The sequence below is a fragment of the Buttiauxella warmboldiae genome, assembly GCF_003818135.1.
Lineage (GTDB): Bacteria > Pseudomonadota > Gammaproteobacteria > Enterobacterales > Enterobacteriaceae > Buttiauxella > Buttiauxella warmboldiae.
Genome location: NZ_RPOH01000025.1, coordinates 35542 through 60613 on the forward strand (window position 1 = coordinate 35542; position 25072 = coordinate 60613).

The 25072-nt window shown below is 53.6% G+C and carries 25 protein-coding genes; 10 read left to right on the forward strand and 15 right to left on the reverse strand.

What is annotated here, in order from left to right; translation table 11 throughout:
* Nucleotides 1-5 precede the first annotated feature (5 nt).
* From potH to rlmC, 4 genes are all read left to right on the forward strand, one after another.
* Nucleotides 6-959 (forward strand): putrescine ABC transporter permease PotH, encoded by a 954-nt coding sequence (potH, locus tag EHN07_RS07475; RefSeq protein ID WP_124023551.1) that lies wholly within the window; start codon nucleotides 6-8, stop codon nucleotides 957-959.
* On the forward strand, nucleotides 956-1801 hold the full coding sequence (potI, locus tag EHN07_RS07480; protein ID WP_124023552.1) for a putrescine ABC transporter permease PotI: 846 nt from the start codon (nucleotides 956-958) through the stop codon (nucleotides 1799-1801). The genes potH and potI overlap by 4 nt, the downstream gene beginning before the upstream one ends.
* Nucleotides 1802-1879: 78 nt before the next feature.
* Nucleotides 1880-2347 (forward strand): YbjO family protein, encoded by a 468-nt coding sequence (locus EHN07_RS07485; protein WP_124023610.1) that lies wholly within the window; start codon nucleotides 1880-1882, stop codon nucleotides 2345-2347.
* Nucleotides 2348-2391: 44 nt separating this feature from the next.
* Nucleotides 2392-3519, forward strand: a complete 1128-nt coding sequence (rlmC, locus tag EHN07_RS07490; RefSeq protein WP_124023553.1) for a 23S rRNA (uracil(747)-C(5))-methyltransferase RlmC — start codon at nucleotides 2392-2394, stop codon at nucleotides 3517-3519.
* 228 nt (nucleotides 3520-3747) lie between these two features.
* Here the strand turns inward: rlmC and artJ are convergent, their stop codons facing one another.
* From artJ to EHN07_RS07520, 6 genes are all read right to left on the reverse strand, one after another.
* Nucleotides 3748-4479 carry an arginine ABC transporter substrate-binding protein ArtJ gene (artJ, locus tag EHN07_RS07495; protein ID WP_124023554.1) on the reverse strand — a complete coding sequence of 244 codons (732 nt, stop codon included), beginning with the start codon at nucleotides 4477-4479 and terminating at the stop codon, nucleotides 3748-3750.
* A 161-nt stretch (nucleotides 4480-4640) separates the two neighbouring features.
* The gene (gene artM / locus EHN07_RS07500; protein ID WP_124023555.1) at nucleotides 4641-5309 is read right to left on the reverse strand and encodes an arginine ABC transporter permease ArtM; all 669 of its coding nucleotides are present in this window, start codon (nucleotides 5307-5309) and stop codon (nucleotides 4641-4643) included.
* Nucleotides 5309-6025, reverse strand: coding sequence for an arginine ABC transporter permease ArtQ (gene artQ, locus EHN07_RS07505; protein ID WP_124023556.1), 717 nt, complete (start codon nucleotides 6023-6025; stop codon nucleotides 5309-5311). Before artQ ends, artM begins: the two co-directional genes overlap by 1 nt.
* A 5-nt stretch (nucleotides 6026-6030) precedes the next feature.
* Nucleotides 6031-6762, reverse strand: coding sequence for an arginine ABC transporter substrate-binding protein ArtI (gene artI, locus EHN07_RS07510; RefSeq protein WP_124023557.1), 732 nt, complete (start codon nucleotides 6760-6762; stop codon nucleotides 6031-6033).
* Nucleotides 6763-6782: 20 nt separating this feature from the next.
* Nucleotides 6783-7511: an arginine ABC transporter ATP-binding protein ArtP gene (gene artP / locus EHN07_RS07515; RefSeq protein ID WP_124023558.1), complete on the reverse strand. Its 729-nt coding sequence runs from the start codon at nucleotides 7509-7511 to the stop codon at nucleotides 6783-6785.
* Nucleotides 7512-7721: 210 nt separating this feature from the next.
* Nucleotides 7722-8249, reverse strand: coding sequence for a lipoprotein (locus tag EHN07_RS07520; protein WP_124023559.1), 528 nt, complete (start codon nucleotides 8247-8249; stop codon nucleotides 7722-7724).
* Between the two features lie 107 nt (nucleotides 8250-8356).
* Between EHN07_RS07520 and EHN07_RS07525 the strand changes: the two genes are divergently transcribed.
* Together EHN07_RS07525 and EHN07_RS07530 are read left to right on the forward strand one after the other, a co-directional pair.
* Complete coding sequence (locus tag EHN07_RS07525; protein ID WP_124023560.1) at nucleotides 8357-8680, forward strand: heavy metal-binding domain-containing protein; 324 nt, start codon at nucleotides 8357-8359, stop codon at nucleotides 8678-8680.
* The gene (locus EHN07_RS07530; protein WP_124023561.1) at nucleotides 8677-9507 is read left to right on the forward strand and encodes an N-acetylmuramoyl-L-alanine amidase; all 831 of its coding nucleotides are present in this window, start codon (nucleotides 8677-8679) and stop codon (nucleotides 9505-9507) included. The genes EHN07_RS07525 and EHN07_RS07530 overlap by 4 nt, the downstream gene beginning before the upstream one ends.
* Here EHN07_RS07530 and EHN07_RS07535 read toward each other — a convergent pair whose 3' ends face one another.
* The 7 genes from EHN07_RS07535 to aqpZ form a co-directional block, all read right to left on the reverse strand.
* Entirely contained in the window at nucleotides 9508-10515 is a 1008-nt protein-coding gene (locus EHN07_RS07535) for an NAD-dependent epimerase/dehydratase family protein (protein WP_124023611.1), read from the reverse strand. It abuts the gene before it with no gap.
* A 92-nt stretch (nucleotides 10516-10607) separates the two neighbouring features.
* Entirely contained in the window at nucleotides 10608-12056 is a 1449-nt protein-coding gene (locus tag EHN07_RS07540; protein WP_124023562.1) for an SDR family oxidoreductase, read from the reverse strand.
* 17 nt (nucleotides 12057-12073) lie between these two features.
* Nucleotides 12074-13075: a low-specificity L-threonine aldolase gene (gene ltaE / locus EHN07_RS07545; RefSeq protein WP_124023563.1), complete on the reverse strand. Its 1002-nt coding sequence runs from the start codon at nucleotides 13073-13075 to the stop codon at nucleotides 12074-12076.
* Between the two features lie 199 nt (nucleotides 13076-13274).
* On the reverse strand, nucleotides 13275-14243 hold the full coding sequence (hcr, locus tag EHN07_RS07550; RefSeq protein WP_124023564.1) for an NADH oxidoreductase: 969 nt from the start codon (nucleotides 14241-14243) through the stop codon (nucleotides 13275-13277).
* A 9-nt stretch (nucleotides 14244-14252) separates the two neighbouring features.
* Nucleotides 14253-15905, reverse strand: a complete 1653-nt coding sequence (gene hcp / locus EHN07_RS07555) for a hydroxylamine reductase (RefSeq protein WP_124023565.1) — start codon at nucleotides 15903-15905, stop codon at nucleotides 14253-14255.
* Between the two features lie 143 nt (nucleotides 15906-16048).
* Entirely contained in the window at nucleotides 16049-16948 is a 900-nt protein-coding gene (locus tag EHN07_RS07560) for a LysO family transporter (RefSeq protein ID WP_124023566.1), read from the reverse strand.
* 173 nt (nucleotides 16949-17121) lie between these two features.
* Complete coding sequence (gene aqpZ / locus EHN07_RS07565; RefSeq protein WP_124023567.1) at nucleotides 17122-17817, reverse strand: aquaporin Z; 696 nt, start codon at nucleotides 17815-17817, stop codon at nucleotides 17122-17124.
* Between the two features lie 462 nt (nucleotides 17818-18279).
* On the opposite strand from aqpZ, the gene EHN07_RS07570 reads away from it, so the two are divergent.
* Nucleotides 18280-19935 (forward strand): ATP-dependent endonuclease, encoded by a 1656-nt coding sequence (locus EHN07_RS07570; RefSeq protein WP_124023568.1) that lies wholly within the window; start codon nucleotides 18280-18282, stop codon nucleotides 19933-19935.
* A gap of 13 nt (nucleotides 19936-19948) precedes the next feature.
* Here EHN07_RS07570 and EHN07_RS07575 read toward each other — a convergent pair whose 3' ends face one another.
* Nucleotides 19949-20896 carry a VirK/YbjX family protein gene (locus EHN07_RS07575; protein ID WP_124023569.1) on the reverse strand — a complete coding sequence of 316 codons (948 nt, stop codon included), beginning with the start codon at nucleotides 20894-20896 and terminating at the stop codon, nucleotides 19949-19951.
* A gap of 140 nt (nucleotides 20897-21036) precedes the next feature.
* Between EHN07_RS07575 and macA the strand changes: the two genes are divergently transcribed.
* Both macA and macB read left to right on the forward strand, forming a co-directional pair.
* Nucleotides 21037-22152, forward strand: coding sequence for a macrolide transporter subunit MacA (gene macA, locus EHN07_RS07580; RefSeq protein WP_124023570.1), 1116 nt, complete (start codon nucleotides 21037-21039; stop codon nucleotides 22150-22152).
* Nucleotides 22149-24095 (forward strand): macrolide ABC transporter ATP-binding protein/permease MacB, encoded by a 1947-nt coding sequence (gene macB / locus EHN07_RS07585; RefSeq protein ID WP_124023571.1) that lies wholly within the window; start codon nucleotides 22149-22151, stop codon nucleotides 24093-24095. Before macA ends, macB begins: the two co-directional genes overlap by 4 nt.
* Before the next feature lie 88 nt (nucleotides 24096-24183).
* On the opposite strand, the gene cspD is transcribed toward macB, so the two are convergent.
* On the reverse strand, nucleotides 24184-24408 hold the full coding sequence (gene cspD / locus EHN07_RS07590; RefSeq protein WP_034456407.1) for a cold shock-like protein CspD: 225 nt from the start codon (nucleotides 24406-24408) through the stop codon (nucleotides 24184-24186).
* Nucleotides 24409-24730: 322 nt separating this feature from the next.
* Between cspD and clpS the strand changes: the two genes are divergently transcribed.
* Nucleotides 24731-25051, forward strand: a complete 321-nt coding sequence (gene clpS / locus EHN07_RS07595; RefSeq protein ID WP_124023572.1) for an ATP-dependent Clp protease adapter ClpS — start codon at nucleotides 24731-24733, stop codon at nucleotides 25049-25051.
* Nucleotides 25052-25072 lie beyond the last annotated feature (21 nt).

Genomic DNA, 25072 nt, shown 5'->3' on the forward strand with positions numbered 1-25072 from the left:
GCGAGATGAGCATGATAACGGAACGTCCGGTCAAGCCTCCGGCAGGCGGTTTTAAACTGTGGCTGGCAAAAATGCAGATGCGCCATGGCCGCAAGCTGGCGACCGCTTTGCCTTATCTGTGGCTGGTTTTGCTGTTTATGCTGCCGTTCTTGATTGTCTTCAAGATAAGTTTTGCCGAAATGGCACGTTCTATTCCGCCTTATACAGATCTGGTCAGCTGGGCTGACGACCAGCTTTCACTGGCGCTGAATCTGGCGAACTATTTCCAGCTCGCTGACGACCCTTTGTATGCGGAAGCCTATTTCCAGTCGCTGCAGGTCGCAGGCGTTTCTACTCTTTTCTGCTTGCTGCTGGGATATCCGCTGGCATGGGCGGTGGCTCATAGTAAATCCTCAACACGTAATATCCTGTTGTTATTGGTTATCTTACCTTCGTGGACTTCGTTCCTGATCCGCGTTTATGCATGGATGGGGATCCTGAAAAATAATGGCGTGCTTAATAACGCGCTGATGTGGCTGGGCGTTATCGATCAACCGCTGGTGATTTTGCATACCAACCTCGCAGTTTATATCGGCATCGTTTACGCCTATCTGCCCTTTATGGTGCTGCCGATTTATACCGCGCTGACGCGGCTTGATTATTCGCTGGTAGAGGCTGCTTTGGATCTGGGCGCGCGCCCGCTGAAAACCTTCTTTAGCGTGATTGTGCCGCTCACCAAAGGCGGCATTATTGCCGGTTCGATGCTGGTGTTTATCCCGGCGGTAGGGGAGTTTGTTATCCCGGAGCTGCTCGGTGGGCCAGATAGCATCATGATTGGTCGCGTGCTGTGGCAGGAGTTCTTTAATAACCGCGACTGGCCGGTGGCGTCAGCGGTGGCGATCACCATGCTGATTTTGTTGATTGTGCCGATCATGTGGTTCCACAAATACCAGAACAAAACGACGGGGGAGCGTGCATGAACAACTTACCGGTAGTGCGTTCACCGTGGCGTATTTTGATTCTGGTGCTGGGTTTCGCGTTCCTGTATGCGCCCATGCTGATGCTGGTGGTGTACTCGTTTAACAGCTCGAAACTGGTGACGGTATGGGCGGGATGGTCAACGCGTTGGTATGTTGAGTTGTTCCAGGACTCAGCAATGATGAGCGCCGTTGGGCTTAGTTTGACCATTGCGGCGGCTGCGGCCACGGCGGCGGTTATTCTCGGAACAATTGCGGCAGTGGTAATGGTGCGTTTTGGTAAGTTTCGTGGCTCAACGGGGTTTGCGTTTATGCTTACCGCGCCGCTGGTGATGCCCGATGTCATCACCGGCCTTTCGTTACTGCTGCTGTTTGTCGCCTTAGGTCACGCCATCGGCTGGCCCGCTGAGCGCGGCATGTTGACCATCTGGCTTGCGCACGTCACCTTCTGCACCGCGTATGTTTCAGTGGTGATCGGCTCTCGCCTGCGCGAGCTGGATCGCTCAATTGAAGAAGCGGCGATGGATTTAGGCGCAACGCCGCTGAAGGTTTTTTTTGTGATAACCGTACCGATGATTGCGCCGGCGATAATCTCCGGCTGGCTGTTAGCCTTCACCCTATCGCTTGACGATCTGGTGATTGCGAGCTTTGTTTCGGGGCCCGGTGCGACAACCTTGCCGATGCTGGTTTTTTCAAGCGTCAGAATGGGGGTAAACCCTGAAATTAACGCGCTGGCTTCGATTATTTTGGGCGTCGTCGGCGTTATTGGTTTAATCGCCTGGTGGTTTATGGCGCGGGCAGAAAAACAGCGTCTGCGCGATATCCAGCGTGCAAGGCATAGCTGAAAGGTTTAAAATCTGATAAAACCCTCAGTGCCGCGCCAGACGCGGCACTGTGACGTATGGAACACGAGGTTTGCGGAAATTTTCAGGAAACGAAGTCAAATACAGGCCAAATTAAACGCTCCTACCTTAGTGCTGGTGGCGGCAATCGCTATTGTGACGACGCGTATGCTCGATCTGGTGTTGCTTTTTAACCTGCTCGGGGTGCGTGGAATACTTGATTTTGTTCATCGCAGTGTGCAAACCTGGAACCTGACGCTGATTTTCCTCGCAAGCCTGGTGATGCTGTGTATCGAAATACGCTGCGCGTTTGTCATCATCAAGGGGCGCAATTGGGGGCGCTGGCTATTTCTGGCGACGCAAGTCATTGCCGTGGGATATTTGTGGGCCGCGTCGCTGGGCTGGGGCTATCCAGAGCTTTTCAGTATCCCCGGGGAGTCAAAACGTGAGATTTTCCGTTCGTTGTTCACTCAGAAGCTCCCCGATCTATTAGTGCTTTTCCTGCTGTTTATCCCAGCGCGGAGTCGGCTTTTTTTCAAACTTCAATAATCGCGTAGTGTTACAATCTACGCCCCGGTTTTCAGGACTTAATTATGCATTGCGCGCTCTATCAGGCAAATCGCTGCCGCTCTTGTCAGTGGATTGAACAGCCGATTTCCGAACAGCTCACCGCCAAAATGCGTGAGCTTCAGCACCTGCTGACGGGGTGCGCGGTGCAGGAGTGGCGCTTACCCGTCAGTGGCCCTGAGCAGGCATTTCGCAACAAAGCCAAAATGGTGGTTAACGGTAGCGTAGAAAAGCCGCTGCTGGGAATGCTGCATCGTGATGGAACGCCTGAAGACTTAACCTTATGCCCGCTTTATCCTGCCTCATTTCAGGCCGTATTTGCCGTTCTGAAAATCTTTATTGCCCGAGCAGGCTTAACGCCTTATAACGTGGCGCGCAAGCGGGGCGAGCTGAAATATCTTTTGCTGACAGAAAGTCAGTTAGATGGCGGCATGATGCTGCGTTTTGTCCTGCGCAGCGAGGCTAAGCTTGAACAGCTGCGCGCGGCGCTGCCGTGGTTACAGCAGCAGCTTCCACAGCTAAAAGTGATTTCCGCTAATATCCAGCCGGTGCATATGGCGATTATGGAAGGCGAGCAGGAAATCCCGCTAACCGAACAGCAGACGCTGGCCGAGGAATTTAACGGCGTGCCGCTCTATATCCGGCCACAAAGTTTCTTCCAGACCAACCCAACGGTTGCCGCTTCTTTGTATGCCAGCGCCCGTGAGTGGGTGCGCGAACTGCCCGTCAAACATATGTGGGATCTATTCTGTGGCGTCGGAGGCTTTGGCCTGCACTGCGCCACGCCCGAGATGAAACTGACAGGGATTGAAATTGCCCCTGAAGCGATAGCCTGTGCGCGCCAGTCAGCGCAGCTGCTCGGGTTAACAAATATTCACTTCCAGGCGCTGGATTCCACCAGGTTTGCTACTGAGCAACAGCAGACGCCTGACCTGGTATTAGTCAATCCGCCAAGGCGCGGCATTGGCCAAGCGCTCTGTTATTTCCTCAATAACATGGCCCCGCAATATATTATCTATTCAAGCTGCAATGCGCAGACCATGGCGCGGGATATTGCGGCGCTGGCGGAGTACCGGGTTGAGCGCGTGCAGCTATTCGATATGTTCCCGCATACGGCGCATTACGAGGTTTTGGCTTTGCTGGTGAGAGTATAGTTTTCTCCCTCAGTAGCGGTTTTTTCAAGCATATTCTTGTGAATGCCAGCAGCATCAACGGCTAACTCGTTTCTCTGGCTTATCGCGATGTTCACCGCATACAAAAATCACAAAGATCGCTCTGCGTTCAAGTGAACGGAAAACCTGCGAAGCTTACATAACTCACCCTGACAGATTGCCAGCGTGAGTTATGTATAAGAGATAGTGCTAGTGGGGGATAGGTTTCTTTTACTGCGGGAACCACTGGTCACTAATCTTCTTATAGGTCCCGTCAGCTTTAATCGCCGCCAGCGCGCTATTGAGTTTGCTTAACAGCGCCTGATTGTCAGGACGTACCGCGATCCCAAGGCCCGTTCCGAAATATTCCGCATCAGTAACATGTTCACCCACGGTAGCTAACTGCGGGTTGGTTTTCAGCCACTCGTTGACTACCGCAGTGTCACCAAATACGCCGTCAATACGGCCATTTTTCAGGTCGATAATCGCATTCTGGTAGCTGTCGTAAGAGACGGTTTTAACTTCCGGGTGCTTATCCTGGAGGTATTTCTGGTGCGTGGTGCCGTTCTCCATACCGATACGTTTGCCCTTCAGCTCGTCAAAAGAGTTAAATGCCCCTTTTTTAGCAATCACTACCGCTGAGTTGGCGTAGTATGGGGTGGTGAAAGAGACTTGTTTGCTACGTTCAGGCGTAATATCCATGCCGGAGATCACCGCATCGTATTTGCGGAATTTCAGCGACGGGATCAGGCTGTCAAAAGCATGGTTAGTGAATGTGCATTCAGCCTGCATCTGTTTGCATAAAGCTTTAGCCAGATCGATATCGAAACCGACGATCTGGTTGTTGGCGTCAAGGGATTCAAATGGCGGATAAGTGGCCGAAGAGCCAAAGTTGATTTTCTCGGCGGCGGCCGCGTTAAATGCGGCTGTAGCGAACATAGCGGCCAGAATAAACTTCTTCATGTGTGTTGCTCCCGTCTGTCATATTTTATGTATTCACCGTTTCCCGGCGTCAAAAAATCATGCCAGCACATGAATTAATATGCAATAAAAATGTATAAATATATTATCAGGGGCGAAAAAAAAGGCGGAGGATCCGCCTTTTCAGGATGAGTGACTGCCGCTTAATTACGTCTTTCAAACGCCAGCGCATGGCGCTCAATAATGCGCATTAACAGCGTCAAAATTCCGTTTACCACCAGATAAACCAGCCCTGCTGCGCCGAATACCATGACATCGTAAGTGCGCCCATACAGTAACTGCCCATGACCCATCACCTCCATCAGCGTAATGGTGTAGGCAAGAGAGGTGCTTTTAAACACCAGAACCACTTCGTTGGAGTAAGAGGAGAGCGCGCGTTTAAATGCATAAGGAAGCAAAATAGCGAGCGTGTCTTTCTTACTCATTCCTAATGCGCCGCATGACTGCCACTGGCCATCCGGAATGGCGCGGATCGCACCATAAAATAGCTGCGTGGTATAGGCTGCGCTGTTCAACGACAGCGCAATCAAGGCGCACAGCCAGGGTTCAGAAAGCAGGTGCCACAGCACCGGGTAGTTCTGAATGGCAGGAAACTGACCCGGGCCGTAGTAAATCAGGAAGATTTGCACCAGCAAAGGCGTACCGGTAAACAACGTAATATAGGCACGGACGATATGCACTAATACCGGTGTTTTCAGCGTCAGAACGATGGTGAAAAGCAGCGATAAAATCAGCGCCACGATAATCGATGCCACCGTGAGCGTCAGGCTGGTGTGCAGGCCCTTCAACAGTTCCGGTAAATATTCAAGCATCAGCCGGGTCTCCGTTCAAAACGTGTCGCTCGCTGGTCAATACGCTTCAGAACGTACTGGCTGATGAGGGTGATCACGAGGTAGATCGCGGCGGCAACCACATACCAGGTAAAGGGCTCCTGGGTACGGGTGGCGATACTCCTGGTTTGTAACATCAGATCGTTGACGCTAATCAGCGACACCAGCGCGGTATCTTTCAGCAATACCAGCCACTGATTGCCTAAACCCGGCAGCGCATGACGCCACATTTGCGGCATCACCAGACGGAAGAAAATCGCCGCTTTCGACAGCCCTAACGCCTGGCCGGACTCCCACTGCCCAACCGGCACGGCTTTGAGTGCGCCACGCAAAGTTTGCGACGCATAAGCCGAATAGAGCAGGGAGAGGGCAATCACGCCGCACAGGAATGGGCTGACATCGAAATTCTCAATCTGCAGCTGGACAGGGATCTGGGCAAAACCGAGGTTTACGACAAAACCATCCGAGAGGATCAGCAATAGCTGTGAGGCGCCGAAATAGATAAACAGCACCACCAGAATTTCAGGCAGGCCGCGCAGCACCGTTACCAGAGCTGAACCCAGCCAGGCAATCGGACGCCATTTCGCGGACTCCCATACGGCGAAAATCATCGCCAGAGCCAGACCGATGATTAACGCACAAACGGCAAGGCCGACGGTCATCCCGGCGGCGCTCGCTAAAGGAAACATTTCGTTCATTCAGATTACTTCTGGAACCATTTTTCGTAGATGGTCTGGTAAGTCCCATCCTTCTTCACTTTTTCCAGCGCGGTGTTGAACTTCGCCTGCAAATCAGTGTTGCCCTGGCGCACAGCGATGCCCAGACCGGTACCGAAGTAGCCTTTGTCCGTCACTTTGTCACCAATAGCCGCCAGTTTAGCTTCTGCTTTCAGCCACTCGGTCACTACCGCGGTGTCGCCAAATACCGCGTCGATACGGCCATTTTGCAGATCCAGTTTCGCATTCTGGTAGCTGTCGTAAGGAACTACGATGATTTCTGGATGCTTATCCATAATAAATTTCTGGTGCGTGGTGCCGTTCTGCACGCCAACTTTCTTGCCTTTCAGGGCTGCGATATCCGCAACTTTACCTTTCTGACCGATAAACAGAGCCGAGTTATCGTAGTAAGGGTTGCTGAACAGCACCTGTTTTTCACGCTCAGGCGTGATGTCCATACCCGCCATAACCGCGTCGATACGACGGAATTTCAGGCTCGGGATCAGGCTGTCGAAAGACTGGTTGGAGAAGGTGCAGGTAGCCTCTATCTCTTTACACAGCGCGTTAGCCAAATCGACATCAAAGCCCACGATTTGGTTGCTGGCATCCATAGATTCGAACGGAGGGTAAGAGGCTTCCGTTGCGAAACGAATAGTTTGTGCAGCCGTCGCGGAAAGGCTCAGGCTGGCTAATAAGGTGGCAAGCAGAACTTTTTTCATGGTTATTTTCCCCGGATACATCAATGTGACAGATAGAATTTAAACGCTTCGGTCTGTGGTTGTGCGAAGCAACTCGCATCGCCTTGTTCAACGATATGGCCATTTTCCATATACACCACGCGGCTTGCGGTTTTACGCGCCACTTCCACTTCGTGGGTCACAATAACCTGAGTGATGTTGGTTTCGGCCAGCTCACGAATAATGCTGACGATCTGCGCGGTGATTTCCGGGTCCAGTGCTGCGGTGGGCTCATCAAACAGCAGGATCTGCGGCTCCATCATCAGGGCACGAGCAATCGCGACGCGCTGCTGCTGGCCACCGGACAGGTGCAGCGGATAGCGGTCCATATAAGGATTCAGGCGTAAACGCTCAAGCAGTTTATTGGCCCGCAGGCGCGCTTCATCTTTGCTGATACCCAGCACGCGACAAGGCGCTTCCATCAGGTTTTGCAGCACGGTGAGATGAGGCCAGAGATTGTATTGCTGGAACACCATGCCCACGTTGCGGCGCAGCTCACGAATGGCTTTATCGCCAGGTGCCTTAGCAAAGTCGAAGCGGTTATCTGCAATGGTGAGCTGCCCGGAGCGCGGCATCTCAAGGAGATTGAGTACGCGCAGCAGCGAGCTTTTACCTGCGCCACTTGGACCAAGCAGCACCAGCGTTTCGCCCTGTGGGCAACTAAGGGTGATATCGAACAGCGCCTGATGAGCGCCGTAAAAACAATTAATGCCGTTTAGTTGAATACTCATGCGCATAAGTTGAATAGCAATTGAAGCCGCAAAGGGTACCTTTAACAGAATAGTTATGCAATCTTTGTGCGTTAAAACCTAAAAATAACTGCGCTCATGGCTTAAAGGTAGCACAATATAGCGAGGCGGGAAGGAGGTAAGAATAAATGTCGGAGTTATTTAAAAATTCCAGACTATTTACAAGGGTTACTTCTCCCGCCTGAAACAGAGTTAATTGGTTACTATTGCCTGACGCAGGCTGCCCGCTGGAGCATGGCTGTTTTCGCCGAGGTAGCGCACGTCGTCAACGGCCCAGCATTGGCCTTCACGAATCATCAATACTTCATCGTTCCAGCTTTGGCTGCCGCTGGTGAGTTTCACCCGCAGCGGAATATTGCGCGCGTCGGTATCAGGTATGGTTGACGCAGAGGCTACTTTGGCACCGTCAGCGCCTCCGGCGTTGCTGGTGAACATATTGCTGCGCATAAAAGCATTTTGCGCATTTGGCGACGCGCTGGTTTTTTGCATTTGCAGTGCGAGCGAGTCGCTGAGGTATGGTCGTAAAGCGGTACTTGCGCTGCTGCCCTGCGTTTTATGGCTTATTTGATAGTCGTAAAACTGTTGCGCAACGCTATCCGGGCCGCCAGCGATACAGGGGCCGCTGCGGGTGCCGATGTCTTTAACAGCGGGCGTCACGCTGGTGGTACAGGCCGTGAGTAGCAGCGCGCACGGAACAAGAAGCAGAACTGGGCTGCGCATTTTTATTTCCTTATCTTCTCAGGAGGACTAACTTAGCATAGCGTATTGCTGGCAAAATGCGTGGCGGGTTATGCGCTAAGATGTTGATACCAGAAGAGGAGAAGCTAATGCAATTTACCACAACCCCAACGCTCGAAGGGCAGAGCATTACCGAATATTGTGGCGTGGTCACCGGGGAAGCGATTCTGGGGGCCAATATTTTCCGTGATTTTTTTGCCGGCGTGCGCGATATCGTTGGCGGCCGTTCCGGCGCTTATGAAAAAGAGCTGCGTAAAGCGCGTGAAATTGCCTTCAGGGAGCTGCAGGAGCAGGCTGAAAGCCTCGGGGCCAATGCTATCGTGGGGATTGATATTGATTACGAAACCGTGGGCAAAGAAGGCAGTATGCTGATGGTGAGCGTCACCGGAACCGCGGTGAAGACCCGTCGATGAAAAGACGTTTTGCTGCGCTTCTGTTTGCAGCTTTGCTGGCAGGCTGCGCCAGCGAAACCGGCATTGTCGATAAAGGTGATTATAAGGTCGATACGCGCCATCGGGCGCAGGCGGCCTGGCCGCGCGTGAAAGTGTTAGTTATTCACTACACCGCCGATGATTTTAGCGGTTCGTTAGCCACTCTGACTGACCGCAACGTCAGTTCTCATTATCTCATTCCTGATACGCCCCCCGTTTCCGGCGGCAAACCGCTTATCTGGCAACTGGTGCCTGAAGAAGAGCTGGCATGGCATGCCGGGGTGAGTTTCTGGCGTGGCGCCACGCGGATTAATGACACTTCGGTTGGTATTGAGCTGGAAAATAAGGGCTACACGCGGCGGGGCGGGGTAAAACAATTCTACCCGTTCAATGCTGCGCAAATATCAGTACTGGAGAAGCTGGCGCAGGAGATCGTCACTCGCTATCACATTGAGCCGCAAAACGTGGTTGCCCATGGGGATATCGCCCCGCAGCGTAAAGTCGACCCCGGCCCGTTATTTCCGTGGCAGCAGCTGGCGAAACGGGGCATCGGTGCCTGGCCCGACCCGGAAAGAGTGGCGTTTTATCTGAACGGCCGCGCTCCTTTTGAGCCGGTAGAGACGCAAAATATGCTCGACCTGCTATCGCGCTATGGGTATCAGGTCACGCCGGATATGAATACGGAGCAGCAACAGCGGGTGATTCGCGCCTTTCAGATGCACTTCCGCCCGATCCAATACTCGGGCGTGGCGGATGCGCAAACGCAGGCTATTGCGCAGGCTTTGCTTGAAAAATACGGCCAGGGTTGATTAACGATGCAGCGTACCGTGGTCGCGTAGCCAGTGGGCGGTACGGCGAATACCTTCATCAAGGGTGACAATCGGCTGGTAACCCAGCTCGGTTTGCGCCCGCGTAGTATCCAGCGTTAAATCAAAATTCAGCTTCGACACCCCGTAGTGAGTCAGCACCGGCTCTTTCGCTGACTTGCTGCCCAGACGCTCCATGCTGCGGGCAATCATATCCAGCATCGGGTAGGGGACGGAACGGATCCGGCAGGTAATCTCTAACTCATCAATCAGCTTTTGTACAATGACCCGCAGCGGGCGAGCTTCCATATTAGTGATGTTATAGGCTCGCCCGGAAGGTTGCGTTTCACTCTGAGTGGCGAGCCACATCGCATGTACCGCATTTTCGATATAGGTCATATCCACCAGCGCTTCGCCGCCGCGCGGCAGTAAAACGCTGCCGTAGTGGCGCATCATCTGCACCAGACGCGGGAAAAAGACTTTATCATGCGGGCCGAACAGGCTTTGCGGACGCAGAATGGTAAAGCGGGTATGCGGGTTGGACTGCGCTAACAGCTGAATTACCTCTTCGCTGGCGGCTTTGCTGCGGGCAAATTCGTTGGCAAAGCGCAGCGGGCGAAAGTCTTCGCTGATATTGCGATGATGGTGGTAATCAAAGTAGAGCGACGGGGATGAAATATGCACAAAGTTGCGCACGCCCCAGGCCACGGCCCATTCACCTAAGCGGCGAGTGGCGCGGACATTGGCGAGATCGAATGCTTCCTGGGTGCCCCACGGTGAGGTAAAGCTTGAGCAGTGCCAGAGCGTGTCGACATCGGCCAGCATCACTTTAGCCTGTGAAGACACCAGCTCGGTCAGGTCGGCATGAACAAACTCTGCGCCCATTTTTTCCAGCAGTTTACCCATCGCCTCATTGCGACCGGTTGCCCGGACGCTGATACCTTTGGCGCGAAGAAATTCGACCGCGTTTCGGCCTAAACCGCTGGTGGCGCCCGTTACCAGAACCTTCATGTCGACCAACTCATCATAATTGAGATTTACGCTGCGCATTTTTCCGTGAAATGGCAGCGCTTGCAATGGGGAAAGCTAAAGATTAGGAGGAGTTAACGGACTTTATGTGACAATTTTTGCGAAAGCTGGCAAATTCGGCGGGCCATACCGCGAAAAATGAACAGATGCGCGGGGATCATCACCAGCCAGTAGAATAAACCGGCGCTGCCATGCGGATGCCACCAGGCGCGAACATCCAGGGTGCGATGTTTGCCGTGGTCGCGCAGGGTGAAAGAAAGACGTCCCAGACCCGGTGCCTTCATGCCAAACAGCAGCGTCAGCTCTTTTTGTGGCTCAACGATAATCACCTTCCAGCTGTCGACTAAATCTCCGACTTCAAGCATAGCCCGTTCCGGGCGGCCTTTCGCCAGTTTATGCCCCACCAGCAAATCCATATAGCCGCGGGTTTGCCACAGAATATTACCGAAGAAATAGCCCTCTTTGCCGCCAATCTGATTCACGACTTGCCACAAATCTGCCAGCTCAGCCGAAGTTTTTAATGTACAACCCGCCTGTTTGGGGAAGAAACCATATTCTGGCCGCCAGCGGGCATACGCCTGGGCGTCGTAACCCCAGTCCTGGGAGTTTGCCAATTTGTGTTCATCCTCAAGCGTGGCACGAACAGCCTCGTCAAAGGTGAGCAGTCGTTGTGGGATAAGCCTGCGTAACTCACGATCGTCAGCCAGCAGATCGTGCTTTAACCCCTGGATTAGAGCCTTCGCTATGGTTGGCGGCACTGAGGTAATCATGTTGAGAAACCACACTGAGATCCAGCTCGTCGGGAACGGGATGGGAATCAGCGGGCGTTTTTTACCGCTTACCGCCATAAAGCGCTCGAACTGCTGCTGATAGCTCAGCACTTCCGGCCCTGCGGCTTCAAATAAGCGATTTTCCTGCGAAGGATGATTGAGCAGTTCGACTAAATAATGCAGCAAATTTTCCAGCGCAATCGGCGTGGTGCGCGAGCGCACCCAGCGCGGCGGCGTCAGAACCGGCAGGTTATAGACCATATCGCGCATCACTTCGAAGGCGGCGGAACCGGCACCGACGATAATACCGGCCCGCACTTCGGTGACGGGAACGCCTGAGTCGCGCAGGATATCTGCTGTTAGCTGGCGAGCGCGCAGATGTTCAGAATCGCCATCGCCATCGGCGGCTTGCAGGGAACTCAGGAATATCAGCTGCTTTACCGGATGCTCGCGCAGGGCATCGCGTAAGTTGAGTGCGGTCTGGCGTTCATGGGCCACGAAATCCGCACCGTCACCCATGCTGTGCACCAGGTAATACAGCGTATCGACGTTTTCCAGCAGCTGAGGAAGGGTTTCCGGCCACTGCAAATCGACATGGCGGCAGGCCACGTCCGGCCAGGGTTGTTTCTCCAGCCACTCCACCCGCCTTGCGGCAGCCGTCACCTGATGTCCGGCTGCCGCAAGTTGCGGCACCAGATGCTGCCCGATATAGCCGCTTGCTCCGAGCACCAGAATATTTTGTGGCTGTTTCATCGTCCCTGGCTCCGAGCCTAGCGCTGTAAAAAGGCCTGCCAGTGGGCAACCACTGCGGCCAGCTGCTCGCGATTCACATCAAGGTGAATCACCAGACGAGTGATGGGCCCGGCGCTCATCAATACGCCGCGCTCTTTCATGTAGTTGCCCAGGTTTTCTGCTTGTTCAACCGGTACGCGCACAAACACCATGTTGGTATCCTGGCGGCTCACATCAACACCGATTTCACGCAATGCTCCCGCCAGCCAATGCGCGTTATCATGATCGTCTTGTAAGCGCTGCACATTATTTTCAAGTGCATATAAACCCGCCGCTGCCAGAATGCCTGCCTGACGCATGCCTCCGCCCACCATTTTGCGCCAGCGGGTGGCGCGTTTAATGTACTCGTGGCTGCCGACCAGCAGTGAACCGACTGGCGTTCCCAGCCCTTTTGACAGACAAATCGTGAAGGTATCGCAATAACGCACGACTTCTTCCAGCGTGCAGCCATACGCGACTACGGCGTTAAAAATACGTGCGCCGTCAACGTGCAAAGCCAGATTGTGGTTGCGGCTAAATTCCCACGCTTGTTTCAGGTACTCGCGCGGCAGCACTTTGCCATTATGGGTATTTTCAAGGCTCAATAATTTTGTGCGTGCAAAGTGGATGTCGTCCGGTTTGATTTTTCCGGCGACTTTATCTAGCGGCAATGAACCGTCAGGATTTGCGTCAATCGGCTGCGGTTGAATGCTGCCCAGCACCGCCGCGCCACCCGCTTCATAGAGATAGTTATGCGCCAGTTGCCCGACAATATACTCTTCGCCGCGCTCGCAATGGCTCAGCAGCGCCACCAGGTTTGCCTGGGTGCCGGTTGGCAGAAATAGCGCGGCCTCTTTACCGCTGATTCTGGCGGCGTAGTTCTGCAGTTCATTGACCGTTGGGTCATCGCCGTAAACGTCGTCGCCGGTCGGCGCTGACATCATACGTTTAAGCATTTCTTCGCTCGGGCGGGTTACGGTATCGCTGCGCAAATCAATCACGGTGGGTCCTTGAAATTATCCACAATAAACCTCTGTTTTACCGGAAGCAGTTGGTTTTTACCAGATAAGCGGTGGGGCTTGTGCCATTGGATTGACTCTACTTGACTTGTCACGATTGGGTTAACGTTAGCAAGCTTAGTCAAAGAAGGGATGAGGCGAGGTGGAAAATGCCACCCCGAATGGAGTGGCATGAGGGTTATCAAGCGAGGACTAAATCACCTTGCGGGTGGCAGGAGCAGGCCAGTACGTAGCCGTTCGCGATCTCTGCCTCGGTCAGCGTCATGGTGCTGCTAACTTTGTAGTCACCAGATTCGATTTTGGTTTTACAGCTGCCGCAAACACCGGCGCGACATGCCGCATTCACCGGCACGCTATTGCTTTCCATCGCGGCCAGTAAGGTACTGCCGACCGGCGCGTAGAATTCGCGCAGAGGTTTTAGCGTGGTGAACTTCAAACCGCTCTCAACAGGTGCGGCAACGGGAGTGAAGAACTTCTCCGAGTAAAACTCGGTGACGCCCAGCGCTTTGACCTCTTTCTCAACCAGTTCCATATACGGTGCAGGGCCGCAGGTCATTACGGTTCGTGCGGCGAGATCCGGCACGGTAGCAAGAATTTCGCGAGTCAGGCGCCCGGCGATAAAACCGTGCGTTGCGTGATTCTCGGCAATCATTGCCACCGGATAATTACGCCATTCGTCGGCAAAAATGACATCTTCCGGCGAACGAACGTTATAGATCACCTGCACATCGGCCTGCGGGCGATGTTTTGCCAGCCAGCGGCGCATCGCCATAATCGGCGTCACGCCACAGCCTGCCGCCATTAACAGATAGCGGTCGGTCGTCAGATTTTCGCAGGTAAATTCCCCCTGGCCTTCTGACAGCCAGAGGTAATCGCCGACCTTCACTTCATTGGTCAGCCAGCCAGAGCCAACGCCATTCTCGATACGACGGATAGTCAGCGTAACGAACGGGCTGATCCCCGGTGTGGAAGAGATTGTGTAGGCGCGCAGCGTTTCATCACTGTTATGAATACTCACCAATGCATACTGCCCGGCTTTATAGGGATAGAAGTCGTGATTAATTAGCGACAGCGTCCAGACATCCGGCGTTTCCTGGTGAATATGATGTACCTGCATACGATACGGGCACAGTGGCGTTGGCATAGTCATGGCTTCTCCTTATGCTCCCATCAGCTGTTTAATGTCTTCTTCAACGGTGGTGATGGCGCGCAGGCCAAATTTCTCGTTGAGGATAGCCAGCAGATTTGGCGTCAGGAAGCCTGGCGCCGTTGGGCCGGTGACGATATTGGTCACGCCCAGTGACAGCAGGGTCAGCAGGATAACAATGGCTTTTTGCTCGAACCAGGAAAGCACCAGGCTCAGCGGTAAATCATTCACGCCGCAGCCGAGTTTTTCAGCAAGCGTAACGGCCAGAATGATGGCGGAATAGGCATCGTTACACTGGCCTGCATCCACCAGGCGCGGCAGACCTTCGATATCGCCGAAGTCGAGCTTGTTGAAACGATATTTACCGCAGGCCAGCGTCAGGATCAGGCAGTCTTTTGGCACGCTGGTGGCGAAATCGGTGAAGTAGCTACGTTCGCCACGCTCGCCGTCACAGCCGCCGACCAGGAAGATGTGGCGCAGTTTTTCACGGCTAACCAGATCGATCAGGGTGTCAGCCGCGCCCAGCAGAGTCTGGCGACCGAAACCTACGGTGATCAGGTGCTCGATTTCGCTGTACGGGAAGCCCGCCATCTGCTGTGCCTGAGTGATAACCGGTGCGAAATCATCGCCTTCCAGGTGGCTAACGCCCGGCCAGCCGACGATGCTGCGCGTCCAGATACGATCTGCATAAGAACCCACTTCCGGGTTGATGATGCAGTTAGAGGTCATGACAACCGGCCCCGGGAAGCGGGCAAATTCGCTCTGCTGGTTCTGCCAGCCGCTGCCGTAGTTACCGACCAGGTGCTTGAATTTACGCAGTTCCGGGTAGCCGTGTGCCGGCAGCATTTCGCCGTGGGTATAGACGTTAACGCCTGTCCCTTCGGTTTGCTCCAGCAGGTTATAGAGATCTTTCAGATCGTGGCCGGAGATCAGGATGCATTTACCCGCTACCGGGCGTACGTTAACCTGGGTTGGCGTTGGGTGGCCGTATTTCTCGGTTTCGCCGTGGTCCAGAATGCTCATCACTTTGAAGTTCATCTGGCCGATTTCCATGGAGCACTCAAGCAGCGCGCCCATGTCCGCAGGCCAGGTGCCGAGCCATGCCATAATTTTGTGGTACTGGGCGTAGATGTCGTTATCGTACTGGCCCAATACGTGGGCGTGTTCCATATAGGCTGCGGCGCCTTTCAGGCCGTACAGGCACAGCAGACGCAGGCCAAGAATATCGTCACCGATTTCTGCTTTATCGCGGTTAGGCGCAAATTCGCCCGCCTGACGTTGCAGGTCGCCCAGATCGTTGCTGACTAACTGCAGTTCAGCCATTGGGTTAGTCACGGTAATGTCAGCTTTAACCGCCAGAGCGCGAGCTTTCAGGCTTTCACGCAAAGCGATCGCTTCCTGCGCGTAGCCCACAATGCGCGGAGAGTCGAAGTTAACGTTGGTCAGAGTAGAGAAGAAAGCGCGTGGCGCAAAGTTGTCGATTTCATGGTCGATGATGCCGACTTCACGCGCCGCAATAGCCCATGCAGACAGCCCCTGCAGCGTGGCAATCAGCAGGTCCTGCAGATCCGAAGTTTCGGCAGTCTTGCCACACATCCCCTGCGCGTAAGAGCAGCCGTTGCCCGCTGGGGTGCGGATTGTTTGTTCACATTGCACACAAAACATGATCGTACCTTTTAAAGTTATATTTAATATACATGTTTAAGGTTATGCTTAGTGTCACGGCGGTAAAAGGGATTTTTTATGCAATATAGAGAGAGATTGATTTAGCGCAAATTTGGCGGCAGAAACCTACCGCCAATGAGGTATCAGGAGGCGAAAAATGCCATTAACACCGGCGTTAGCAGGCTCAGAATAAAGCCATGCACGATTGCCGCCGGCACAATTTCGACGCTGCCGCTGCGCTGCAGTACCGGAAGGGTGAAGTCCATCGAGGTTGCGCCACACAGGCCAAGCGCCGTTGAGCGGCTGCGGCGTAGCAGGCCGGGAATCAGCATAATGGCAATTAATTCGCGCGCCAGATCGTTAAAGAATGCCGCGCTGCCAATCACCGGGCCGTAGGATTCCGTTATCAAAATCCCGGACAGCGAATACCAGCCAAAGCCCGATGCCATAGCTAAGCCCGCTTTAAGCGGTAAATCGAGAAGCAGGGCATTGATCGCACCACCCGCCAGCGAGCTGAGCGCTACCACAACCGCGACTATCATGCCGCGTCGGTTCAGCACAATCTGCTTTAACGTCATGCCGCTGTTACGCAGTTGGATACCTACCAGCAATAGCAGGAAAATAAGCGTGTATTCACTGGCTTCGGCTGCGTGATGCAGCACCGGCCATCCGCTCAGCCCCAGCAGAAAACCCGCGACCACCACGCCGCACAGCTTTAGCGATTCCAGAGCCATCGCCACGCGCGAGGGGAGTTTTTCTTGCTGGTGGCTGTGCCGCCATGGCATGGAACGCTCCAGCCAAAGCAGGGCCGCCACATTGCAAAGCAGTAACACCACCACGGTGACCGCCGCATAGTGAAAAATAGCCAGCAGGTTAGTTGCCAGGTTATCGAGAAAAGCGAGGCTGATTCCCATGAAGAATAAAATGACATACACCATCCAGCTCAGCAGGCGATTAATGAGCTTTAACAGGCTGGTTCGTTGCAGAGCAATCAGATAACCGACAATCAGCGGCGCTAAGATAATTAACAATCCCGAAAACATGGTGCAGACAATCCTTGCAGGAGAAGTAACGGCGTATCTCACACTACCCAAAGAGAGGGAATGAGTAAAGCTACGAAAAAGAAGAGTATTTATGCAGATTGCCGCCAGGAAAAGAGACCTCAGCGCCGCGCCACCCGTTTATCTTCTGCGGGTGGCGTGGCAATTAAATCAGATTAGCTACGTTTTTCTAACAATGTGCGGTAAATCACGCCGCCCAGAATACCGCCGATGATCGGCATCAGCCAGAACAGCCACAGTTGCTCCAGCGCCCAACCGCCCTGGAAGAGAGCAACCGCAGTACTGCGTGCCGGGTTGACCGAGGTATTGGTTACCGGGATGCTGATCAGGTGAATCAGCGTCAGCGCAAGGCCGATGGCAATCGGCGCAAAACCGGCCGGGGCAAATTTATCCGTCGCGCCATGAATCACAATCAGGAAGCCACAGGTTAATACGATTTCAATAATGATGGCCGACAGCATGGAATAATGGTCTGGTGAATGTTCACCGTAGCCATTAGAAGCAAAACCGCTGGCTGCCGCATCAAAACCGCTCTTGCCGCTGGCAATTAAATAGAGGATACCCGCTGCAACAATCCCGCCAATGACCTGGGCGATAACATAGCCAATCACCTCTTTGGCCGGGAAGCGGCCGCCAGCCCATAAGCCCAGCGTCACCGCCGGGTTAAAGTGGCCACCGGAAATATGTCCTACGGCGTAGGCCATGGTTAATACGGTTAAGCCAAATGCTAATGCCACACCGGCAAAGCCAATCCCTAATTCAGGATAAGCCGCCGCCAGAACCGCACTACCACAGCCACCAAATACTAACCAGAAGGTCCCAAAGCATTCTGCTGCTAATTTTCTAAACATAACCACCTCTGCATTTCAAAAAATGACGGCGGGTGAGGTAAATAAAAGTACCTACCCGATTATTTTGGTCACAACTATTTAAGACGTAACGTAAATAATTAAAGAGCAGTAATGTTAATGAGTTCAGTGAGGCAGAGCTACACGATAAAAACCTAAAAAATTGATTTAGGGCAATGAGATGGCAATCCCCGCAGAATAAACACCTTACAAGTATAGAAGAGTTTTAATAAAGTAAGAATGTTCTGGTGTTAAACACATTTTATCGGGATTTGGGGGCCACAGGTATTCACCAGAAAATCGGCGGTTTATTTTCGGTTAAAATAAAAATGGCTATTTTAATAGCCTCCTGCTAAGCAATAAATAACGCGCGGTGCGCCCTGCCGACTTGCGGATGAAGAGTATATACTCGAGCCTGAGAGTCAATGGCAGGTAAAGGAAAGCACTAACTCATCTGGAGGGAGTATGTTTCTCGAGCGAGTAGAGATTGTCGGATTCAGGGGTATTAACCGTCTGTCGTTAATGCTTGAGCAAAACAACGTGCTGATTGGCGAAAACGCATGGGGTAAATCCAGCCTGCTTGATGCGCTAACCCTGCTGCTGTCGCCCGATGAAACGCTCTATCACTTCAGCCGTGACGACTTCTATTTTCCCCCAGGCGATCTACCAGGCCGGGAGCACCATCTGCATATTGTGCTGACCTTCCGGGAATCCGCGCCGGGTCACCATCTCGGGCGGCGATATCGTTCGCTTGCGCCAGTGTGGGTAGAAGGAAGCGATGGCTTTCAGCGCATTATGTATCGCCTGGTCGGCGAGCTTGCCGAAGATGGTGCCATCCTGACGCTGCGCAGTTTCCTGGATGCTAAAGGTCACGCCGTCAGGCTGGATAATATCGATGCCCTGGCGCGGCAAATCAGCCGCCTCAACCCCGTATTACGCCTGCGCGATGCGCGTTTTATGCGCCGGCTGCGCAACGACAGTATTCCCGCCATGCCTGAAACCGAAATGACGGCTCGCCAGTTAGATTTCCTGGCGCGTGAACTGGTGTCGCGACCACAAAATCTCACCGATGCGCAGTTACGTCAGGGGCTGTCGGCGATGGTGCAGCTGCTTGAACACTATTTTTCTGAACAGGGGGCGGCGGCGCACAAGCGTTTATTGCGACGCCGCTCGCACGATGAGCAGAGAAGCTGGCGCTATCTGGATACCATCAACCGCATGATAGACAAGCCCAACAGTCGCACCCATCGCATGATCTTACTGGGCATGTTTTCCACGCTTTTGCAGGCAAAGGGCAGCGTGGCGCTGGATAAAGATGCGCGCCCGCTGCTGCTGGTGGAAGACCCGGAAACGCGCCTGCACCCGATTATGCTATCGGTGGCCTGGCACCTGTTAAACCTGCTGCCGCTGCAAAAAATCACTACCACCAATTCTGGCGAGCTGCTATCGCTCACCCCGGTGGAGCATGTCTGCCGCCTGGTGCGTGAATCTGCAAAAGTCGCCGCCTGGCGGCTTGGCCCCGGCGGGATGAATGCCGAAGATAGCCGCCGCATTGCGTTTCACATCCGCTTTAACCGGGCTTCTTCGCTGTTTGCGCGCTGCTGGCTGTTGGTTGAAGGGGAAACCGAAGTGTGGGTGATGAACGAGCTGGCGCGCCAGTGCGGGCATCATTTTGATGCTGAAGGGGTTAAGGTCATTGAGTTTGCGCAGTCTGGCCTGCGTCCTTTAATTAAATTTGCGCGGCGCATGGGTATTGAATGGCACGTGCTGGTTGATGGCGACGAAGCCGGAAAGAAATATGCCGCTACGGTGCGTGGCATTCTGGAAAATGACCGTGACCAGGAACGCGAGCACTTGACCGTGCTACCGGCGATGGATATGGAGCATTTTATGTATCGTCAGGGCTTTTCTGATGTCTACCACCGCGTGGCGCAGCTCCCGGAAAACGTACCGATGAATATGCGCCGCGTTATCGTCAAAGCCATTCATCGCTCTTCAAAACCTGATTTGGCTATTGAAGTGGCGATGGAAGCGGGAAGGCGGGGGATTGATGCCGTGCCGTCCTTGCTGCGGAAAATGTTTTCACGCGTGCTCTGGCTGGCGCGTGGCCGGGCTGATTAACCCGCCCGTCCGCTTACAGCTGCCGCTGGATTTGTTCTTCCATGGCGTCTAACAAGCCGTAGCGGCGGCGGTATTCCGCCCGCTTTTTACTGGCGATCTCTTCAAGAGGTTTGCGTGCCGCTTCAAGCGGCAGTTTATAGAGCCCTTCAGCGGTTAATTCACCGCGCATTGACGCCCAAAAGCAATCGTAATCGGCATGGATTTTATCTTTCTTTTTTCGCGCATACCGCCATGAGCAGTAGATATGTGCGCTATTGCTGACGGCCAGAATCTGACTCATACCTGAATATTGCGCCAGCAGGCAGGCCGCCTCCAGCACCAGGCGCTTGGGGAATAATCCATGGCACGCTTTGGTGGCAAGCTGAATGCTCTCATGAGGAATATCGCTTCTGGCACCCTGTAGCCCGCCAATAAACAGCGTTGATATTTCCTGGTATCGGCACAGGGTAAAGGTTAACCCCGCAAGCGCTACGCCATCCGGACGGGTGAATGTTATGGTGGCTTCCCCTTCCTTATCGAGATTGGCATTGGCGCATAAATCAAGATGGTAGCGGTGTTCATCTTTACCCGTTATTGTTGCCAGGCGCGCGCCGTTGGCGGAATATTGCTGTTGTAACAGCTGTTCCGGTAACACGCCGCTGAGGGTCTGATAGTGGAAAGACAAGGCATGCGCCACCGCCCTGGGGTTAAACTTCGCCGTTAAATAGGGGCGATGAGCCCGACAGGGCAGGCCCGGCTGCGCTGCCAGCAGTTTTTCTAATAACGGCTGATGTGCCAGAGTAGTCAGTAATTGTGCTGTGGTCAGCGGGCTTGCCAGCGATCGCAGGACAAATTTGCGACGGTACGCCGGATTGTGCCATGCGTGCCCCGGCCTCCATTGCCCTTTTGCTAAACAAAGAAACAGCTGCCAACCGCTGAGTTGGCTTATTGGTATAAATTCGTCTGCGGCAATCGGTGACATGGTTGCAACCTGGTTGAGAAAGAGTGGGGTAATTTCAACACCTGTTAGCTCAACCAATGTTCAATCAACGCCTGGCCGTTACCCGCAGCTGACTTTTGTTGAGACTTTATTTAATTAGCCCGTCTTTTTGCAGGATACCTATGAGATTTAAGGGAAAAATAAAAAAACGTTATTGGCTTCTGGGCCTGCTGGTGCTGCTGTTGGCGATCTGGCTCTGGCAGTTTATCAATGCGCCGGCGCCGGTTTATCAGACTATGATTGTGCGCAAAGGTGAGCTGCAACAAAGCGTGCTGGCAACGGGTAAACTGGATGCGTTACGCAAAGTCGATGTGGGCGCTCAGGTGAGCGGACAGCTCAAAACGCTGTCGGTTAACATTGGCGATAAGGTGAAAAAAGATCAGCTGTTGGGGGTTATCGACCCCGAACAGGCGCAAAACCAGATTAAAGAGGTTGAAGCGACGTTAATGGAGTTACGCGCACAGCGGCGGCAGGCTGTGGCTCAGGCGAAGCTTGCGCAGGTGACGTTAAATCGCCAGCGTGCGCTGGCCAAAACCCAGGCGATCTCGCAACAGGATCTGGATACGGCGGCGACCGATCTTGAGGTCAGACAGGCGCAGATCGGCACGATCGATGCGCAAATTAAACGCAATCAGGCCTCATTAGATACCGCAAAAACCAACCTCGATTACACGCAGATTGTGGCGCCGATGGCGGGGGAAGTGACGGAAATCACCACGAAACAAGGCCAGACGGTGATTGCCGCGCAACAGGCACCGAACATTCTGACGCTTGCCGATCTCGGCACCATGCTGGTTAAAGCACAGGTCTCGGAAGCTGATGTTATTCATCTTAAATCCGGCCAGAAAGCCTGGTTTACCGTGCTTGGCGATCCGTTGACGCGTTACGAAGGGCTGCTGATCGATATTCTTCCCACGCCGGTAAAAGTGAACGACGCGATTTTCTATAACGCGCGCTTTGAAGTTCCTAATCCGCAAGGTGTCCTGCGCCTGGAAATGACGGCACAGGTTCATATCCAGCTCGGCGGGGCGAAAAATGTGTTAACCATCCCGCTTGCCGCCCTGGGGGATCCGGTGGGCAATAGCCGCTACAAAGTTTCGGTGCTGCGCAACGGCGAAACCCGCGACCGTGAAATCACCATTGGCATGCGTAACGATACCCAGGTACAGGTGGTATCGGGCCTGACCGAGGGGGAAGAAGTGGTGATGGGTAAAAGTGCCGCCGGGAGTGCGCCATGACGGCACTGCTTGAGCTACGGGATATTCGCCGTAGCTACCCGTCGGGAGATGAACAGGTTGAGGTGCTTAAAGGCATTAATATCACCATTGCCGCGGGTGAGATGGTGGCGATTGTCGGGGCCTCAGGCTCCGGTAAATCCACGCTGATGAATATCCTTGGCTGCCTGGATAAACCCACCAGCGGCAGTTACAAAGTGGCCGGGCAGGATGTCGCGCTGCTTGATAGCGACGCGCTTGCCACCTTACGGCGCGAGCACTTTGGTTTTATCTTCCAGCGCTATCATTTGCTCTCGCATCTTAACGCCACGCAAAACGTGGAAGTGCCGGCGGTATATGCCGGTACGGCACGGGTTTATCGCCAGCAGCGGGCACGAGCTTTACTGATGCGCCTGGGGCTGGCTGAACGCGTTGACTATCTTCCGGCACAGCTGTCCGGCGGCCAGCAGCAGCGCGTCAGTATCGCCCGCGCGCTGATGAATGGCGGCCAGGTGATTCTGGCGGATGAGCCGACCGGCGCGCTGGATAGCCACTCTGGCGAAGAGGTGATGGCGACGCTCAAACAGCTGCGGGAACAGGGGCATACGGTGATTATCGTCACCCACGACCCGACTATTGCCGCACAGGCTCAGCGCGTTATCGAAATTCGTGACGGTGAGATTATCAGCAATCCTCCGGCGCTGGCGTCATCGGCTGGCGTACAGAAAGAGGCAAAGCCGCAGCCGACTCACTCACCGTTTCAGCAAACGCTCAGCAGCTTCCGTGAGGCATTCACTATGGCGTGGCTGGCGCTGGCGGCGAATAAAATGCGCACGCTATTGACGATGCTCGGCATTATTATTGGTATCGCCTCGGTGGTATCGATAGTGATTGTCGGCGATGCGGCCAAGCAGCTGGTGTTGCAGGATATTCGCTCGATTGGCACCAACACCATCGATATCTATCCGGGGAAAGATTTTGGCGACGATGACCCGCAATACCAGCAGGCATTAAAATATGACGACCTGGCGGCCATCAGCCAGCAGCCCTGGGTCAGGTCGGCAACCCCTTCGCTTTCGAGTAATTTACGGGTGCGCTATGGTAACGTCGATGCTGCCGCAAGCGTGAATGGCGTCAGCAGCCAGTACTTTAACGTTTACGGCATGACCTTCAGCGAAGGGAATACTTTTAACGACGAGCAGCTGGCAGGGCGTGCGCAGGTGGTGGTGCTGGACAGCAATACCAAACGCCAGCTGTTTCCGGATAAAGCCTGGGTGGTGGGGGAAATTGTGCTGGTGGGCAACATGCCTGCGACGGTGATAGGCGTGGCGCAGGAGAAGCAGTCGATGTTTGGCAGCAGTAAAATTCTGCGCGTCTGGTTGCCGTATAACACCATGGCCGGGCGGGTGATGGGGCAGAGCTGGCTTAACTCGATTACGGTGCGCGTTAACGAGGGTTATCACAGCCAGGAAGCTGAACAGCAGCTCAACCGGTTGTTGCAGTTACGTCACGGTAAGAAAGATTTCTTCACCTACAATATGGACGGGCTGTTGAAAACGGCGGAAAAGACCACACGTACTCTTCAGATGTTCCTGACGCTGGTGGCGGTGATTTCATTGCTGGTCGGCGGGATTGGCGTGATGAACATCATGCTGGTGTCGGTGACGGAACGTACGAAAGAGATCGGTATCCGCATGGCGGTAGGGGCGCGTGCCAGCGATGTGCTACAGCAGTTTTTGATCGAGGCGGTGCTGGTGTGTCTGGTGGGGGGAGCGTTAGGCATTGCGTTATCGCTGTTAATCGCCTTCACGCTGCAGCTGGTATTGCCCGGCTGGGAGATAGGCTTTTCACCGATGGCCTTATTAACCGCGTTTGTCTGTTCAACCGCAACGGGAATTATTTTTGGTTGGCTACCGGCAAGAAATGCCGCGCGGCTTAACCCTATTGATGCGCTGGCGCGAGATTAAATCGATCTCAGCTATGACGTTTGGGTATAAAAATGCCAGCCTGGCGGCTGGCATTTTATCCCTGGGATGTACACAATGAGGCAAAAGGTCAGGCGACCGCTGCTTCAAGCTCCAGAGGCACAATCAAACTGGCGTGATTGCCTTTTGGCCCCTGATGTACATCAAACCTGACAGTTTGTCCGGCTTTAAGCGTTCTGTAACCATCCATCTGAATGGTGGAGTAGTGTGCGAAGATATCTTCGCCACCGCCCTCAGGGCAGATAAAACCGAACCCTTTGGCGTTATTGAACCATTTAACAGTACCCGTTTCCATGCTTCGACATCCTTCGTAAATCTTATAAGTGAGATGGAATCAACCGGTGGGTGAGGGCGGGCTGTTCAAAACCTCGCCAGCTCACGCTTGTACAATGTAGATAATTTAACCATGTCGTCAAGCGTTGCGCGGGGGGTAACCCTTGAGAATGAATCAAAAATTTGAAGCAGTTAACGCTATGCTGATTAATGTGATCGGGCTCGCGCTCGCAAATAGTGACCGCTTTACACTCGGTGCTTCACGTTAACTGAAAGCGTATTACACTCAACCTATGGGCTTCGCCTTCATCATAACGGGCGATTTAACACGATGACGATTTGCAATGGGTAAGACGAACGATTGGTTGGATTTCGACCAGCTGGTGGGTGATAAACTGCGCGAAGCGCTAAAACCCCCTTCAATGTATAAAGTAATGTTAATGAACGATGACTACACGCCGATGGAATTTGTTATTGACGTGCTGCAAAAGTTCTTTTCTTATGATGTAGAGCGTGCAACGCAACTGATGCTCACCGTGCACTATCAGGGTAAAGCTACCTGCGGCATTTTTACTGCAGAAGTAGCGGAAACCAAAGTCGCGTTAGTGAACCAGTACGCACGAGAGCATGAGCATCCGTTGCTGTGTACGCTAGAAAAAGCCTGAAGAAGGCAAAATTTGGGGGAG